The sequence below is a fragment of the Pseudomonas reactans genome, from assembly GCF_013385825.1.
GTDB lineage: Bacteria > Pseudomonadota > Gammaproteobacteria > Pseudomonadales > Pseudomonadaceae > Aquipseudomonas > Aquipseudomonas reactans.
In genome coordinates, this window is record NZ_JACAPG010000012.1 from 191,872 (window position 1) to 208,160 (window position 16,289).

Here is a 16,289-nt window from a genome sequence, read left to right on the forward strand (position 1 = left end):
TAATGAGAGAGCAAGCACAACCATGGCATTACTGACTGAACACGAGCAGCGCCAAGTCGCGGAAGCGATCGCCCGCGTCGAGAAAACCACCGACGCTGAGCTGGTGACCGTACTGGCCGCCCGCGCCGATGACTACGCCTACATCCCGCTGTTGTGGGCCAGCCTGATCGCGTTGGTGGTACCCGGCGTGGTGCATTACCTGTCGGGCTACCTGACCATGTACACCTTGTTGCTGGCGCAATGGGCGACGTTCATCGTGTTGTGCCTGGTGTTCCGCCTGCCCAAGGTCACCACGCGGTTGATCCCTCGTTCGGTGCGCCACTGGCGCGCGTCCAACCTGGCGCGGCGGCAGTTCCTGGAGCAGAACCTGCATCACACCCTGGGCAGCACCGGCGTGCTGATTTTTGTCAGCGAGGCGGAGCGGTATGTGGAAATTCTGGTGGATGACGGCATTTCCAAACGCCTGGATGACGGCAGTTGGGATGTGATCGTCAAGGCGTTTACCCAGCAGGTGAAACAGGGGCAGACGTTGGCGGGGTTCATTGCGTGTATCGAGGCCTGTGGCGAGTTATTGAAGGTGCATGTGCCGGTCACCCAAACCCGTAACGAACTGCCCAATCGCCTGGTGGTATTGGAATAGATTCTGTAAGAGCCCGGCTTGCCGGCGATGGGGCCTTAAGACCGCCATCGCCGGCAAGCCGGACTCCTACAATAATGACCGCTGATCAAATAACCCCGTGCCCTCCCGGCCCATCCCCCCTAAAATGCCCGGCATTCCCTGCCCGAGGCGTTTTTGTTCATGTCTGTCACCGCTCAACCTGCCCGCCCTGCGCCGGACCATCACGCCCAGTTCATCGAACTGCTCAGCGCAAGCCTCGCGCAGAACGCCTTTATCAAGCTGGTGCTGGCCAAGTATGTCGGTGAGGAAGCCGAGTTGCAGCGGCTGATCATCAAGCCGGTCACGGTCAAGGAGCAGGCTTGCCTGTCGTTCGTCTACCGCTACAAGACCCGTGACATCACCAAGAATTTCCCGCAGGCCGAAGGTGTGGCAGTGATTGCCGCGTTGCTGCCGGCGCAGTTCAAGAACGCGCACCTGCTGTCGCTGACTGACGAAGCCCAGCTGGAATACAGCAAGAAGAACAAAAGCTCACTGTTCAAAAGCAAGCCGCAGCAACTGCGTGAAGCGCCATCGGCTGAACATAACCGTGAGAAAAATCGCTTCCTCGACCTGAGCCGGCCATTCCTCGCCGACCTGGGGGTGACGGACGCCAAGCAGGCGCTGATCCCATCGATGTCGCGCAAGTGGAAGCAGATCAACAAGTTCATCGAAGTGTTCAGCCACGCGCTCACCTCGTCACCCTTGAAGCTGGACCAGCCGGTGCGTGTCGCTGACTTCGGCTCGGGCAAGGGCTACCTGACCTTTGCCATCCACGACTACCTGCGCAACACCCTCAAGGCCGAAGGCGAAGTGACCGGCGTCGAGCTGCGCGAAGACATGGTGACCTTGTGCAACACCGCCGCCGCGCGCCTGGAGCATACGGGGCTGGTGTTCAAATGCGGTGACGTGCGCAGCGTGGCGCCCAGCGCGCTGGACGTGATGATCGCCCTGCATGCGTGCGACATTGCCACCGACTACGCGATCCACACCGGTATCCGTTCCGGCGCGTCGATCATCATGTGCTCGCCGTGCTGCCACAAGCAGATCCGCCTGCAGATCCAGAGCCCGGTGCTGCTCAAGCCGATGTTGCAATACGGCCTGCACCTGGGCCAACAGGCGGAAATGGTCACCGACAGCTTGCGTGCGCTGTTCCTCGAAGCCTGTGGCTACGAGACCAAGGTGTTCGAATTCATCTCGTTGGAACACACTAACAAGAACAAGATGATTCTTGCCGTGAAGCGCACCGAGCCGTTGGACAACGCGCAGTTGCTGGAGAAAATCCAGGCGCTTAAAGCGTTCTACCACATCACCGAACACTGCCTGGAAACCCTGCTGCGCGCGGATGGCTACCTGGTCTGAACACGCTCCCTCGTAGGAGCGAGCTTGCTCGCGAAAAATCTGAGAGCGCAGTGGGCTTTCAGGTTTTTCGCGTCATCGTTAACGATTTTCGCGAGCGAGCTCGCTCCTACAGGAGTCCGGTGCTGGCTGCACCGCTGTCTTGCGCCCCAGCATCACCGTCACGATCACCCCACACGCAAACAGCCAAGTGATCGGCTCGATGTGTTCGCCAAAGAACAGCGCCGAAAACGCAATGGTGAAGAAGATCTGCAACAGTTGGATCTGGCTGACCCGCGCAATTCCGCCCATGGCCAACCCGGCGTACCAGGCGAAGAACCCCAGGAACTGCGAGAACAGCGACACGTAGCCAAACGCCCACCAGGCGCGCATGGAAATTGCCCCTTGGTGTTGCGCCGCCAGGTACCCCACCGGCCCGATCAGCACGGGCGTCGACAGCACCAGCGCCCAGCAGATCACCTGCCAGCCACCCATCTCCTTGGCCAGTCGGCCGCCTTCAGCGTAACCCAGGCCGCCCACGGCAATCGCACCGAGCATCAGCAGGTCGCCCGCCTGGATACTGCCGGCCCCAGTAATCAGCGCATAACTCAACACCAACGCACTGCCCAGCGCCGCACAAGCCCAGAAGGCTTTCGACGGCCGTTCATGGGACAGCCACGCCGCGTACAGCGCCACGCACAGCGGTTGCAGGCCGTTGACCAGCGCGCCATGGGACGCCGGCAAGGTCTGCATGGCCCATGCCGACAGTACCGGGAAACCCAGGATCACGCCCGCGATCACCAGGCACAGCCCGCGCACCTGGCGCCAGGTTGGCCAGCGTTCGCGACGCCACAGCAGCAGCGCCGCCGCCGGGATCGCCGCGAACAACGCACGGCCCAGGCCGTTGAGCAACGGGTGGATTTCCTGCACCACGATGCGGGTGAAGGGCAGGGTCAGGCTGAAGATGATGACGCCCAGCAGGCCGAGGGCCATGCCGGTGTTTTCGCGCGAGCTCATGGGGAAGAACCGAAATCTAGAGGGCTTCAAGGGAAGCCCATCTAGCCACATCCCCCGCCGATTGCGGGCTTACAGCTGCGTGCGGATTTATCCGTACAGTTTGTAGGAGCGAGCTTGCTCGCGAAAAACGCATGGGCACCTCGGTGTGTCAGGTTTTCAGCTTTAGCGTTGACGGTTTTCGCGAGCAAGCTCGCTCCTACAGGGGCAGGCGTTAGAAGAAACGCGTGACGCTGATCTTGGCATCACGGCCCTTGGTGTAGGCACGGTCGCCGCTCAGGGCCGGACGGAAGTTCTCGTTGAACAGGTTGTCCACGGTGAAGTTCACTTCGGTGCCTTTCAGGTAGGCCTGTTGTGGTTTCCATTTGGCGAACAGGCCCTGGGTGTTGTAGCGCTTGTTGCCGTACTGGTCATAGAACAGGTCGCCCACGCTGCTGCCTGGGCCGCCGGAGTATTTGTCGCTGGGCAAACGCGAGGTCGCGCCGATGAACTGACCGGTCCAGCCCACCTGGGCGTCCCACGCCGGAATGTTGGTGCCGAGCACCAGTACCCATTTGGTCGGCGGGATATCCCGAGCCGCCACATCCGGGCCCCAGGGGTTGGTGTAGGCACCTTCATGGTCGCCCTTGGCATAGGCGAACGACACCGAACCGAACAGGTAAGTGGAGTTGTAGAACGAATCGAGCTCGAAGCCCTTGATAGTCAGGCCACCGATGTTGCGATAGTTGGACATGGCCCCCGGCGGGCAAGCGGTAGAAATGGTGCCGCCGTTGATGGCTTGGTTTTGGCAACCGACGCCGGTGGCCTTGAAGATTTCATCTTCGACTTTGTTGTGGAAGAAGGTGGTGCGCAGTTGCAGGTTGTCCTCGTGGGTGATCAGGTTGTCGAAGCTACTGACGCTGCCCACGCTGATCGAGGTGATGCGCTCCGGGTCGAGGTCGACGCTGGTGGCGGTGCGGCTGCCCAGGCCCTGGACCTCGTACTGTTCGTCGATCACCGGCGCGCGCCAGGTCTTGCTCCAGTTGGCGAACAGCCCGAGGTTCGGGTTGACGGTCCAGAACACTGCCAGGCGCGGCGACCAGCCGGTGTAGGTGCGGTCGCTGTAATCGTGGCCGAAGGACGGATCGGGGTTGCTGTAGTACTGCGCATCGTTGGCTTCGCCGCGGTTGCGCACGTGGTCGTAGCGCATCGATGGGGTGATGGTGACATCACCCAGGGTCACCGCATCCTGCACGAAGAAACTGTTGGTATCGACTTTGCCATGGGGCATGAAGCCCGGTTGGAAATGCCCGTAGTTGTAACGCGCGGTGTTGTAGGTGGTGCCCGGCATCCACATTTCGGTCTCGCGGATGTGCTTGCGGATTTGCCCGCCCACGGTGACGGCATGCTGCAACGGGCCGGTGTCAAACAGGCTGACGTTGCGCACGTCGAGATTCTTGTCGGTGTAGGCGGTGTCCATTTTGCGTCCGCCGGTGGCCAGTTGGAAAAACGCCGTGGCGTCGCGTTCGTCGGTCTGGTCGGTGTTGGACTGGGAGTATTTGACAGTCAGGTCCACCAGCGGGTTGTCCAGCGGTGTGTATTCGTATTTGCCCGACCAGGTGGTGTCGACGGTGTCGCGATGGGCCAGGAAACGCTTCAACGCCGCTTCGTAGCCATAGCGGTCAATGTTGGCCTGGGTGGGCGGCGTCGGGTAGCTGGCCGCCGAGAACGGTGTCCAGCGGTCGCTGTGTGAACGAGAGTAGGACAAGCCAACAGCGTGCTCTTCGGTGAAGTGGGCGTTGACCTTGAACAGCTTGCCGTCGACATTCTGCGCGGAGTTCGGCAGACGCTGGGGGTTGATCGGGTACTGATTGTTCTCGTTGGGCAGTTTGGCGGCGACCTTCATGTCGTCGCCATCGCGTTGAGTCAAATAGGCCAGTGCATCGAAACGGCCATCGTCGGTACGCCCGTACACGGCGCTGCTGTAGACCTGCTCATGGTCGTTGCTGGAGTAACCGTATTTGAGCATCGCACCACTGTTGCGGCCGTCCTTGAGCAGGTCGGGGGCATCCTTGGTGGTCATGTTGACCGTACCGCCAAACCCGCCGTTGCCGGTGAAAGGCGAGTTGGGGCCTTTCTCCACCTCGATGCTTTTGATCAGTTCGGGCTCAATGAACACCGTGCCTTGCTGATAGCGTTCAAAGCCGCTCTTGGTGGCGCCATCGACGGTCAGCGGGACGTCTTCGGCATCGCCGAACCCACGGATATTGATGGTCTGGCCGCCAGGTTTCAGCGAGCCGCCTTGGCTGACGCCGGGCAGGGTCTGCAACAGGCTGGGGATGTTATTGGACTGGTAACGGTCGATGTCTTCCTGGCTCAGGGTGGAACGGCCGACGGTGCTGGAGTTGACCTCGGTACCGGTGCCGATCACGCTCAGGGCGTCCAATTGGATCACGCCGCTATGGGTGGTCTTGCCTTCATCGGGGCGCACGACGTAGGTGCTGCCGACCTTGATCAAGGTGAACTCGCCAGTTTTCAGCAGGGTACGAATCGCCACTTCCGGTGTGAAATCGCCGTTGAGTGCTGGCGCCTGCACGTTCTTGAGCAGTTCCTCATCGAACAGCAGCTGGATTTTCGCCTGCTGCGCCACCTGGCTCAGTGACGTGGCCAGCGACTGCGCAGGCAGTTGCAGCATGAGCGAATCGGCCTGTGCATTGAGGCTGAATACCAGGCAGCTGGCGATGAGTGTCGGTCGAAGAAACAGGTGCGAAGCGTGGCAAGGCGCGCGAAACATGAAATCCCCCGGTGTGGCCAAACGGCCGAAAAGGTGTGCGTATCAAACGCAGACCGGGGGAAGACGGGGCTGCTCGAAAAAACCACACCTGCGAATGCAAAATATTCTCAAATAAGAATTTTGCAGGCTTATTTACTGGGTTCGATGCGCACAATGCCATCGGCCGACGCCACGGTTTTTACCGGTAACAGGGCGGGCAGGGCGTTGAGCAGGGCGTCGGGGTCATTCACATCCAGATTGCCCGAAACCTTCAGGTGCGCCACGGCGTTGCTGACGTGCAGCGGTGCCTGTGAGCGATACAGGCTCAGCTCATCGATCAGGCTGGCCAACTCGCGATTGCGAAACGACAGATGGCCGCTGCGCCAGTCGGCAACCTCTTCGGCGGTGAGAGTCTGCTGCTGCAATGTGCCCTTGGCGTAGCTGAAGATCGCACGCTGCTGGGCGCCCAACAGGGTGACGGGGCTTTTGGCATCGGGCTCGAATGCGACCTGGCCATGGGCGACGCTGACCACCAGTTGCTGCTGGCTGCGCCGCACATCGAAGCCGGTGCCGACCACGCGCACATTGGCCTCGCCGGCTTGCACGAACAGCGGGCGTTCCTTGTCGGCGGCCACTTCGAGGTACAGTTGGCCTTTGTCCAGGTGCACGATGCGCTGGTACGCGGTGAACTCCACCCGCACGCGGGTGTTGGCATTCACATACAAGATGCTGCCATCGGGCAGATTGAGGGTGCGCATGCCTTTGGCGTGGGCTGCGACCTGGCTGTGATACAGCTCGCGGGGCGCGCCGATAGGCGTGGCCATGATTGCGCACAGCAAGGCGGCCGCCACGGCCAGGGCCGGGCGCCATACGGAAGGCTTGCGCTTGGGCAGCGCCACGGGTTTGTTCAGTTGCTGCAACTGGGCGAGGTCTGCCCACAGTTGCTCGAATTCGGCATAGGCGCGGGCATGGGCGGGCTCAGCTTGCCAGGCGGCAAAGGCCTTGCGGTCGGCACGCCCCGCGTCATTATTGCGGTTGCGGGCAAACCAGCTGGCGGCTTGGGCATCGATGGCGTCGCTGTCTTCGATGTCGAGCACGTCGGTGTCGCTCAGGCGGTTCATTCTGGCTGCTCCGTGCCGGGTTCGTGTTGAAGGCGTCGCTTGCAATGCAGCAGGGCAAAAGCGATGTGCTTTTCCACCATGCTGGTCGAAATACCCATGCGCTCGGCGATCTGCGCCTGGCTCAAGCCTTCGAAGCGGTGCAGCATAAGGGCTTCTCGCCTGCGGGGCGAGAGTTCGGCAAGGACTTCTTTCAACTGTTCCAGGCGTTGCAAGCGCTGCACGGCGGCCATGGGATCGTTTTGCTCGTCGGTGACAGGCTCGGCGTCCATTTCGGCCTGATCAGAGTGGACGGTGTGTCGTACCTTCTGTTTGCGCCAGTGATCACGCAGCAGATTGCGCGCCATCTGGAACAGAAACGCCCGTGGCTGCTCGACCTTGGCCCGGTCGCGGTAGTCCAGCCACTGAGTGAAGACATCTTGGGTCATGTCCGCGGCGTCGCTGGCGTTGTCTGTGCGCTTGCGCAGGAAATACAGAATATCTGTATAGAACCCGCGAAAGGCATCGGCCGACAGCGGGTCGGGCTTGGGACGAGACATGGATATCCTTCTTGACGAAGCACGACGTGGAGAAAGTCGCGAATGGTATCGAGAACCATTGTCATTTGTCTCGTTTATTTTGTCGGAGCCGGATATCCGGCTCCTGCCGCCTTTTTCAGACGGTTGTCAGCAGTTTTCTCAACTGTTCAATCCCGGTTTCACTCAGTGGGAACACCGGCAGACGCGGGTCACCCGCTTCCAAGCCGGTCAACCGCAGCCCGGCCTTGATCGTCGCCGGCAACCCACCCTTGAGGATGAAGTCCAGTAACGGCAACTGGCGGTAAAACAGCTCCCGCGCCTCGGTCAGGTCATTCGCCAACACCGCCTCATACAACGCCAGGTTGAGCTGTGGGATCAGGTTCGGCGCCGCCGTGCACCAACCCTTGGCACCCGCCGCGAAGGCTTCCAGCGCCAGCGGGTTGCAACCGTTGTAGAACGGCACGTCGCTGTGGCGATGCAACTGATGCATGCGCTGGATGTCCCCGGTGCTCTCCTTGACCATGGTCACGTTGGCCACCTGCTTGATGATGCGCAGGATCAGGTCCACCGACATGTCCGTGCCGCTGGTGGCCGGGTTGTTGTAGAGCATGATCGGCACGCCGATGCTGTCGCCGATCGCGGCGTAGTGGGCGATGATTTCCGCTTCGCTGAGTTTCCAGTAGGAGGTCGGCAGCACCATCACCACATCGGCGCCATTGGCCTCGGCGTAGCGGGCGCGGCGTACGGCTTTGGCGGTGGTGAGGTCGGACACGCTGACGATGGTCGGCACGCGCCGGGCGATTTTGGCCAGGCTGTAGGCGCTGACTTCGTCCCACTCGGCGTCGCTCAAGTACGCACCTTCACCGGTGCTGCCCAGTGGCGCGATGGCGTGTACGCCGCCTTCGATCAGGCGGTCGATGGAGCGGCCGAGGGCGTCGAGGTCAATGCGTTGGCCGTCGGCGCTGAACGGGGTGATGGTGTAGCCGATGATGCCGTGAAGGGTTGGGCTAGACATGGAAGGTCTCCGGTCGAAAAAGGGCAAGTCAGTTCAGGCAATCGGCGTGTTGACGCAGGTTCTGCCGGGCGTAGTAGTTGAACGCGGCACCGTGACGCTTGGGCCGGGAGATCCAGTCATGGGCCTCGCGCCCCAGCTCCGGCAGGATCGGCTTGATGGTGCCGGCCGCCATCGCCAGCAACTGCAATTTGGCCGCGCGCTCGATCAACTGCGCGATCACGCAGGCTTCCTCGACGCTCGCCCCGGTGGACAACTGGCCATGGTGTGAGAGCAGGATCGCGCGTTTGTCACCCAGTGCCGTGGTGATGATTTCCCCTTCTTCATTGCCCACCGGCACACCCGGCCAGGCCTCCAGGAAGGCACAGTCTTCGTACAGCGGGCAGAGGTCCATATGGGACACCTGCAGCGGCACTTCCAGCATCGACAGCGCGGCGATGTGGGTCGGATGGGTGTGGATGATGCAGTTCACATCCGGCCGCCCACGGTACACCCAACTGTGAAAACGGTTGGCCGGGTTGGGGATGCCGTGGCCTTCCAGTACTTCAAGGTCCTCGTTCACCAGCAACAGGTTGCTGGCGGTGATCTCATCAAAACCCAGGCCCAATTGCTGAGTGTAATAGGTGCCCTGTTCCGGCCCGCGCGCAGTGATCTGCCCGGCCAGGCCGGAGTCGTGGCCGTTTTCGAACAGGATGCGACACGTGAGCGCCAGCTTTTGCCGGACGGTCCACGTATTATCCGCCAGGGTGTTTTGCATCTGGACCAGCGCTTGCTTGACCAGTTGGTCTTTTGGGAGTGCTAATGTCTTGGCCATATCGGGTGCCCTCGGTGGCTGCAAATGACACTAACGATGCTATATGACACTTTGTGTCATTGGCAAGCACAGCTCATCGCTTACTGCATGGATTAATCGCAGCGCATGTCTATCCGTTTGAAATTATTGAGAAAAAAACTTGGTGTGACGTTGGATGTCCTGGCCGAAAAGTCCGGGATGACCAAGAGTTACCTGTCCAAGGTCGAGCGCGGGCTGAACACGCCGTCGATTGCCGCCGCGTTGAAGCTGGCCAAGGCGTTGAACGTGAAGGTCGAAGAACTGTTCAGCGAAGACAGCGTCAGCCTCGACAACTACAGCCTGGTGCGCAGCCATGAACGGCCGGACACCTCACCGGGTTATGCGGTGCTGGCCCATCAGGTCAGCGAGCGCAGCCTGCTGCCGTTCATCATCTACCCGCCGGCGGAGTTCACCGACAAGACCTTCAAGGAGCATGTGGGGGAGGAGTTTTTGTTTGTGCATGAAGGTCAGGTCGAGGTGGATTTCATGAACGAACGGGTGATCCTGGAGCGCGGCGATGCGCTGCACTTCAATGCGCAGAAACCCCATCGGTTGCGCTCGGTGGGGCCGGTGCAGGCACAGTTGCTGGTCGTGGTGCACAGCGCGGAAGATTGACGCAATCCTCTGTAGGAGCCCGGCTTGCCGGCGATGGCGTCCGCAGAAACGCTATCGCCGGCAAGCCGGGCTCCTACAGGTAATGGGTTATTCGGGGGATCAGCGTTCGACAGGAACTGACAACGCCGGATTGCCCAATGGATGCGTGCGCGCCGCAAAGAACTTCAGTTCTACACCCGTCCCATCGAACAACTCCGAATACCGCCGCTTCTGCTGACGAATAAAACCATCACTGCGCCCCGACACCGAGATCGCCAGCGTGGTCAGCCTGGCTTGGCGAATCGCATCCACCAGGTGTTTATCCTGCGCTCCCAGGTCATGGCCAAAGATGCACAGTGCACCTTCGTGGCTGAGCAACTGCTCATAGCAGAACGACAGGTAATCCGAACTGCGGATGGTCTTGAGCTTCTCCTCAACCTTGCCCTCGCTGACAAACAGCGGCACATCATCGAGGGTCTTGATCGTGTTGTTGATCGCAAAGCTGCTGAGCAAGGTGCTGTCGGTGGTCGGCAGTTTGCGCGCGGTACCATCCAGGTTGCGCACCAGGTGCAGGCCGCCGTGCAGGTAGAGGATGCGCGTGGCGTCGGTGCGGGTATTGCGCAGGTCGAAGCTGGCGTCGGCGCTGCGGAACAGGTCATCGATGCCTGGCGTGTGCAGGATCGCCCAATAGTTGAGCAGGTCGTAGTTGCTGGTGAATACCGTCGAGTAATGCTTCAGCTCAGCGTTGATCGTCGCCAGCGTCGACGGTTGCACCAGGCGCCACGGGATATGCACAGCGTGGATGGTATTGATCAAGGCTTCCTTGATCGCGTAATAGCGATTGCGCGGCGCCGCCGAGCTGACCGCCAGGGCCTTGTTGACCCGGCTGGTGGTCTTCAACGCGCCCAGGGCTTGCTCGAAACTGCGGGTTTGCAGGGCGTCGAATACGCTGAGCTCGGACTGGCTCAGGGGCTTTTCCTCAACGGTACGGGCGTTTTCGAACAGCGAGTCGTAGGCAAAGTCTTCCCAAATGGCACGGCTCGCGCCATTGCCGATCAGAATCCCGCTGAAGTCCGTACTGCTGCGCAGGGCGCTCCAGTCTTCAAGGTGGGCGTCAATATCCTGGAAATCCTTCATTGCGGCGGGTCTACTCGAAATCGGCTGGACGGAGACTTTATCACGGGTCGGTGTTGATCCTGATCAAGATGCGGCGGGTAGCGCAGGTTGATGCTGTAGGCATAAAGCCTCTGAGGATTGACCATGAGCAGCACCTTCTTTATCCCCGCCGTGAACATCATGGGCACCGACTGCCTCGACGAAGCCATGACCGCCATTCGCAACTATGGTTTTCACAAGGCGCTGATCGTCACCGACGCCGGCCTGGCCAAGGCCGGCATCGCGAGCATGATCGCCGAGAAACTGGCGATGCAGGACATCGACTCGGTGATCTACGACGGCGCCAAGCCCAACCCGAATGTGGAAAACGTCGAGAAAGGCCTGGCGCTGTTGCAGGAAAGCGCCTGTGATTTCGTGGTGTCCCTGGGCGGCGGTTCACCCCATGACTGTGCCAAGGGCATCGCCCTGTGCGCCACGAACGGTGGGCATATTGGCGACTACGAAGGCGTCGACCAGTCCGGCAAACCGCAACTGCCCCTGGTGGCCATCAACACCACCGCCGGCACCGCCAGCGAGATGACACGTTTCTGCATCATCACCGACGAAACCCGCCATGTGAAAATGGCCATCGTCGACCGCAACGTCACGCCGCTGCTGTCGGTCAACGACCCGGCGCTGATGGTCGGCATGCCCAAGGGGCTTACCGCCGCGACTGGCATGGACGCGTTGACCCACGCCATCGAAGCCTACGTGTCCACCGCCGCCAACCCGATCACCGACGCCTGCGCCATCAAAGCCATCGAACTGATCAGCGCCAATCTGCGCCTGGCGGTGCGCGACGGCAGCGACAAGGCCGCCCGCAAAAACATGGCCTATGCGCAATTCCTCGCCGGCATGGCCTTCAACAATGCATCCCTGGGTTTTGTGCACGCCATGGCGCACCAATTGGGAGGTTTCTACGACCTGCCCCACGGCGTATGCAACGCGGTGTTGCTGCCCCATGTGCAAAGCTTCAACGCCAGCGTTAGCGCCAAACGCCTGAGCGACGTGGGCCGTGCGTTGGGGGCCGACGTCAAGGGCATCACCGATGAAGAGGGCGCCCAGGCCGCCATCGCCGCGATTCGCAGCCTCGCCCATGATGTCGAGATCCCTGCCGGATTGCGCGAGCTGGGCGCCAAGTTGCAGGACATTCCCTTGCTGGCGACTAACGCGCTGAAGGATGCGTGTGGGCTGACCAACCCACGGCGGGCGGATCAGCGTCAGATTGAGGAGATCTTTCGCAGCGCGTTTTGATAGGGGCAGCCTTTAGCCGCAAGCGTTAAGCTACAAGCCGAATGCGTTCAACTTGAGCTTGAAGCTTGCGGCTTGCCGCTGAGGTCCCCCTATGAGAGTTCTGTTATTCGGCGCCACCGGCATGGTCGGCCAGGGCGTGCTGCGTGAGTGCCTGTTGGCCGCCGACGTGCAGGAAGTCGTCGCCGTCGGCCGCACGGCCCTGACCCAGGAACACGGCAAGCTGCATCAGGTGTTGCACAGCGACATGCTGGATTTCCAGCCGTTGGAAAACCTGCTGCAAGGCTTTGATGCGTGTTTCTTCTGCCTCGGCGTTTCGTCGGCGGGGATGAATGAAGTCAAGTACACCCACCTCACCTACGACCTCACCCTGGTCGCCGCCAGCACCTTGGCGCGGCTCAATCCGCAGATGACGTTTATCTATGTGTCCGGCGCCGGTACCGACAGTTCCGAAGCGGGTAAGTCGATGTGGGCGCGGGTCAAGGGCAAGACCGAGAACGCTTTGCTGCGCCTGCCCTTCAAGGCGGTGTACCTGTTCCGTCCTGGCGTCATCCAACCCTTGCATGGCGTGCGTTCGAAGACGCCGCTTTACCAATCCTTCTACTCGGTGCTTGGCCCCCTGTTGACGTTTGTGCGCCGGCTGAAACCGGGTTGGGTGGTGAGCACCGAGACGGTGGGCCGGGCGATGTTGCAGGCGGCCAGCCAAGGCGCGCCGCAGCCGGTGGTGGAGCAGGCCGAGATCAATCGGCTGGCCAGCGAGCGTCGCTGATGTTGCACAAGAGCCTGGTGCGGCGGCTGGACCTGATCACGCTGCAGCTGTTCGTCGCGGTATTTGAGGAAGGCACGCTGACCCGCGCCGCCAACCGCGAAGCCATTGCCGTGTCGGCCGCCAGCAAGCGCTTGATGGAGTTGGAGCAGGTGCTGGGCGTCAGCCTGTTCGTGCGGCGGGCCAAGGGCATGGACCTGACGGCCGCTGGCGAAACCCTGTTGCACCATGCACGGCAGATGCTGTTCAACGTCGAGAAGATGGGCCTGGAGTTGGGCGAGCACAGCCACGGCGTACGGGGCTACGTGCGGATGCTGGCCAATCTGTCGGCAATCATTCAGTTTCTTCCGGAAGACCTGCGGGACTTTTCCGAACTGCACCCCGAAGTGAAAACCGACCTGGAAGAACGTCCCAGCAAGGGTGTGGTGCAAGGCGTGCTGGATGGCGTGGCGGACCTGGGCATTTGCTCCAGCGACACCGATACCAAAGGCCTGCCCAGCGTGACTTATCGCCACGATAAGCTGGTGGTGCTGATGCCTGCGGATCACCCATTGGCGGCGCGCAAAACCTTGGCCTTTGTCGACACCCTGGACAGCGACTACGTCGGCCTGCACGCCGCCAGCTCCATCAACATGCGCACCCACGCCGCCGCGCGCGAGGCGGGCAGGATGCTGCGCCTGCGCATTCATGTGCCAGGGTTCGATGCAATGTGCCGGATGGTCCAGGCGAACATGGGCATCGGCATCCTGCCGCAGAAAGCCTATGAACTGTTTGGTCGTGCATTGGGTTTGCATGCCGTGCCGCTGACGGATGACTGGTCGGATCGCAGCCTGATCCTGGTGGTGCGCGATGAGGCGCAGTTGTCGCCGGTCAGCCGCCTGCTGTTTGACTACCTCCACACACCCTTGTAGGAGCCCGGCTTGCCGGCGATGGCCATTTCAAGGCATACACCGGTTTCGAGGACGCCATCGCCGGCAAGCCGGGCTCCTACAGGGGCGTTCGCGTTTAGCGAACGCTCCTTGCCAACTGACGGTTGGATTTCTTCTGCCCCTGGCCTCTAGTCTTGGCGTCACATTCCAAGAATAAGAGGTACACCCCATGACGGCTCCCCTGAGCGGTATCAAGGTGATCGAGATCGGTACCCTGATTGCCGCGCCGTTCGCCGCCCGGCTGATGGCCGAGTTTGGCGCCGAGGTGATCAAGATCGAAGCCATGGGCCAGGGCGACCCGCTTCGCAAATGGCGAAAGCTGCATGAAGGCACGTCGCTGTGGTGGTACCTGCAATCGCGCAACAAGAAATCCCTGGCGCTGGACCTCAAGTCGCCGGAAGGCTTGGACCTGATCAAGCAATTGCTCGGGGACGCCGATGTGCTGATCGAAAACCTGCGGCCCGGTGGCCTGGAGAAACTCGGCCTCGGCTGGGACGTGCTACACGCCCTCAACCCCAAGCTGACCCTGGTGCGCATCTCCGGCTATGGCCAGACCGGCCCTTACCGCGACCGTCCGGGTTTCGGAGCCATCGGCGAGGCCATGGGCGGTATCCGTTACACCACCGGCAATCCGGATTCACCGCCGGCACGCGTGGGTGTCAGCCTGGGCGATTCCCTGGCATCGTTGCACGGCGTGATCGGCGCGCTGATGTCGCTGCTGCGGGTCAAGACGGGGCAGGGCGATGGGCAGATTGTCGATGTGTCGCTGGCCGAAAGTGTGTTCAACCTGATGGAAAGCCTGGTGCCGGAATACGACATGCTTGGCCATGTGCGCGAACGCAGCGGCGGCGCCTTGCCGGGCATTGCGCCGTCCAACACCTACCTGACGGCCGACGGTGCCTACGTGGTGATCGCCGGCAACAGCGACCCGATCTACAAGCGCCTGATGCACACCATCGGCCGCGCCGACCTGGCCGAAGCACCTGAATTCGCCCACAACGATGGTCGCGCCGCCAAGAGTGGATTGCTCGACGCCGCGATCACCCACTGGACCAGCAGCCTGCCCATCGAGCAGGTACTCAGCGCCCTGGAAGCCGCCGAAGTACCGGCCGGGCGCATCTACTCCGTGGCCGATATCGTCAGCGACCCGCACTACCAGGCGCGTGACATGTTGCTTACTGCCCAACTGCCCGGCGGCGTATCGGTGAAGATGCCCGGCATTGTGCCCAAACTCTCGGAAACCCCTGGCGGCGTGAACTGGCAGGGCCCGACGTTGGGCCAGCACACCGACGCGATCCTTGGCGATCTGGGCCTGACGGTTGCCGATATCCATCGCCTGAAAACATCGGGAGTGGTGCAATGATTTCTGACTATTCCGACGCGCTGATTGTGCAGGAAGTGTCGCCGCGCGACGGCCTGCAGATCGAGCCGACCTGGGTCGAGACGGCCGACAAGATCGCCCTGGTCGACCAGCTTTCTCTCGCGGGTTTTTCGCGGATCGAAGCCGGTTCGTTCGTCTCGCCCAAGGCCATCCCCGCATTGCGCGATGGCGAGCAAGTGTTCCAGGGCATTGAGCGCAAGCCGGGTGTGATCTACGTGGCGCTGATCCCCAATCTCAAAGGCGCGCAGCGTGCCATCGCGTCCCGCGCCGATGAACTGAACCTGGTGATGTCCGCCAGCCAGACCCATAACCTGGCGAATATGCGCATGCGCTGCGAGGCGTCGTTGGCGGCGTTTGATGACATCGTCAGTTTTGCCCGTGATTACCCGGTAAGGCTCAACGGCAGCATCGCCACGACCTTCGGTTGCCCGTTCGAAGGCAAAATTGATGAAGACCGCGTGTTGCAGATTGTCGAGGCGTATCAAGCGCTGGGCATCCAGGGTATCAGTCTGGCGGACACCACTGGCATGGCCAATCCGCGTCAGGTGGCACGCCTGGTCAAACGCGTGCTGGAACGTGTGTCCGCCAGCGATCTGACCCTGCATTTCCACAACACGCGAGGCCTGGGCTTGTGCAACGTGCTGGCCGCCTATGAGGCCGGCGCTCGTCGTTTTGACGCAGCGCTGGGGGGCTTGGGCGGTTGTCCGTTTGCGCCAGGGGCGTCGGGCAATATCTGCACCGAAGACCTGGTGAACCTGTGTGATGAAGTCGGGATTCATACCGGTATCGACCTGCCGCACCTGCTGCATATGTCCCGCCGTCTTCCCGCTTTGCTTGGACATGAGTTGCCCGGCCAGGTCGCCAAGGCCGGACGCAACTGCGATCTGCATCCACCGCCTGCCTACATCGCCACGCTGTAACACTGCACCAGACAACAAAAACAATCGGGCGCCTGTGAGCAGCCCGCTGGAGAG

Annotated in this window: 15 protein-coding genes; 8 read left to right on the forward strand and 7 right to left on the reverse strand. The window is 61.4% G+C overall.

What is annotated here, in order from left to right; all coding sequences use genetic code 11:
- Nucleotides 1-22: 22 nt before the first annotated feature.
- On the forward strand, nt 23-640 hold the full coding sequence (locus tag HX868_RS14835) for a TPM domain-containing protein (RefSeq protein WP_122724794.1): 618 nt from the start codon (nt 23-25) through the stop codon (nt 638-640).
- 159 nt (nt 641-799) lie between these two features.
- Nucleotides 800-2,017, forward strand: a complete 1,218-nt coding sequence (locus HX868_RS14840) for a class I SAM-dependent methyltransferase (RefSeq protein WP_177003374.1) — start codon at nt 800-802, stop codon at nt 2,015-2,017.
- 78 nt (nt 2,018-2,095) lie between these two features.
- On the opposite strand, the gene HX868_RS14845 is transcribed toward HX868_RS14840, so the two are convergent.
- The 6 genes from HX868_RS14845 to HX868_RS14870 form a co-directional block, all read right to left on the reverse strand.
- A complete protein-coding gene (locus HX868_RS14845; protein WP_177003375.1) occupies nt 2,096-3,010 on the reverse strand; it encodes a DMT family transporter in 915 nt (304 codons plus the stop codon).
- A 211-nt stretch (nt 3,011-3,221) separates the two neighbouring features.
- Nucleotides 3,222-5,780, reverse strand: a complete 2,559-nt coding sequence (locus HX868_RS14850; protein WP_177003376.1) for a TonB-dependent receptor — start codon at nt 5,778-5,780, stop codon at nt 3,222-3,224.
- 128 nt (nt 5,781-5,908) lie between these two features.
- Nucleotides 5,909-6,880, reverse strand: a complete 972-nt coding sequence (locus HX868_RS14855; protein ID WP_177003377.1) for a FecR family protein — start codon at nt 6,878-6,880, stop codon at nt 5,909-5,911.
- Complete coding sequence (locus HX868_RS14860; RefSeq protein ID WP_016975119.1) at nt 6,877-7,416, reverse strand: RNA polymerase sigma factor; 540 nt, start codon at nt 7,414-7,416, stop codon at nt 6,877-6,879. Before HX868_RS14860 ends, HX868_RS14855 begins: the two co-directional genes overlap by 4 nt.
- 115 nt (nt 7,417-7,531) lie before the next feature.
- Entirely contained in the window at nt 7,532-8,410 is an 879-nt protein-coding gene (locus HX868_RS14865) for a dihydrodipicolinate synthase family protein (RefSeq protein ID WP_177003378.1), read from the reverse strand.
- 28 nt (nt 8,411-8,438) lie between these two features.
- Nucleotides 8,439-9,221, reverse strand: a complete 783-nt coding sequence (locus tag HX868_RS14870) for an aldolase (RefSeq protein WP_033902694.1) — start codon at nt 9,219-9,221, stop codon at nt 8,439-8,441.
- Nucleotides 9,222-9,326: 105 nt separating this feature from the next.
- On the opposite strand from HX868_RS14870, the gene HX868_RS14875 reads away from it, so the two are divergent.
- Entirely contained in the window at nt 9,327-9,854 is a 528-nt protein-coding gene (locus tag HX868_RS14875) for a helix-turn-helix domain-containing protein (RefSeq protein WP_177003379.1), read from the forward strand.
- A 99-nt stretch (nt 9,855-9,953) separates the two neighbouring features.
- On the opposite strand, the gene HX868_RS14880 is transcribed toward HX868_RS14875, so the two are convergent.
- Nucleotides 9,954-10,970 (reverse strand): DUF4917 family protein, encoded by a 1,017-nt coding sequence (locus tag HX868_RS14880; RefSeq protein WP_177003380.1) that lies wholly within the window; start codon nt 10,968-10,970, stop codon nt 9,954-9,956.
- Between the two features lie 123 nt (nt 10,971-11,093).
- On the opposite strand from HX868_RS14880, the gene yiaY reads away from it, so the two are divergent.
- From yiaY to HX868_RS14905, 5 genes are all read left to right on the forward strand, one after another.
- Nucleotides 11,094-12,242 (forward strand): L-threonine dehydrogenase, encoded by a 1,149-nt coding sequence (gene yiaY, locus HX868_RS14885; protein WP_177003381.1) that lies wholly within the window; start codon nt 11,094-11,096, stop codon nt 12,240-12,242.
- A gap of 91 nt (nt 12,243-12,333) precedes the next feature.
- Nucleotides 12,334-13,008 carry an NAD(P)H-binding protein gene (locus HX868_RS14890; RefSeq protein ID WP_033902689.1) on the forward strand — a complete coding sequence of 225 codons (675 nt, stop codon included), beginning with the start codon at nt 12,334-12,336 and terminating at the stop codon, nt 13,006-13,008.
- On the forward strand, nt 13,008-13,916 hold the full coding sequence (locus tag HX868_RS14895; protein WP_177003382.1) for a LysR family transcriptional regulator: 909 nt from the start codon (nt 13,008-13,010) through the stop codon (nt 13,914-13,916). The genes HX868_RS14890 and HX868_RS14895 overlap by 1 nt, the downstream gene beginning before the upstream one ends.
- Before the next feature lie 187 nt (nt 13,917-14,103).
- Nucleotides 14,104-15,297 carry a CaiB/BaiF CoA transferase family protein gene (locus HX868_RS14900; RefSeq protein ID WP_177003383.1) on the forward strand — a complete coding sequence of 398 codons (1,194 nt, stop codon included), beginning with the start codon at nt 14,104-14,106 and terminating at the stop codon, nt 15,295-15,297.
- A complete protein-coding gene (locus HX868_RS14905; RefSeq protein WP_177003384.1) occupies nt 15,294-16,235 on the forward strand; it encodes a hydroxymethylglutaryl-CoA lyase in 942 nt (313 codons plus the stop codon). The genes HX868_RS14900 and HX868_RS14905 overlap by 4 nt, the downstream gene beginning before the upstream one ends.
- Nucleotides 16,236-16,289 lie beyond the last annotated feature (54 nt).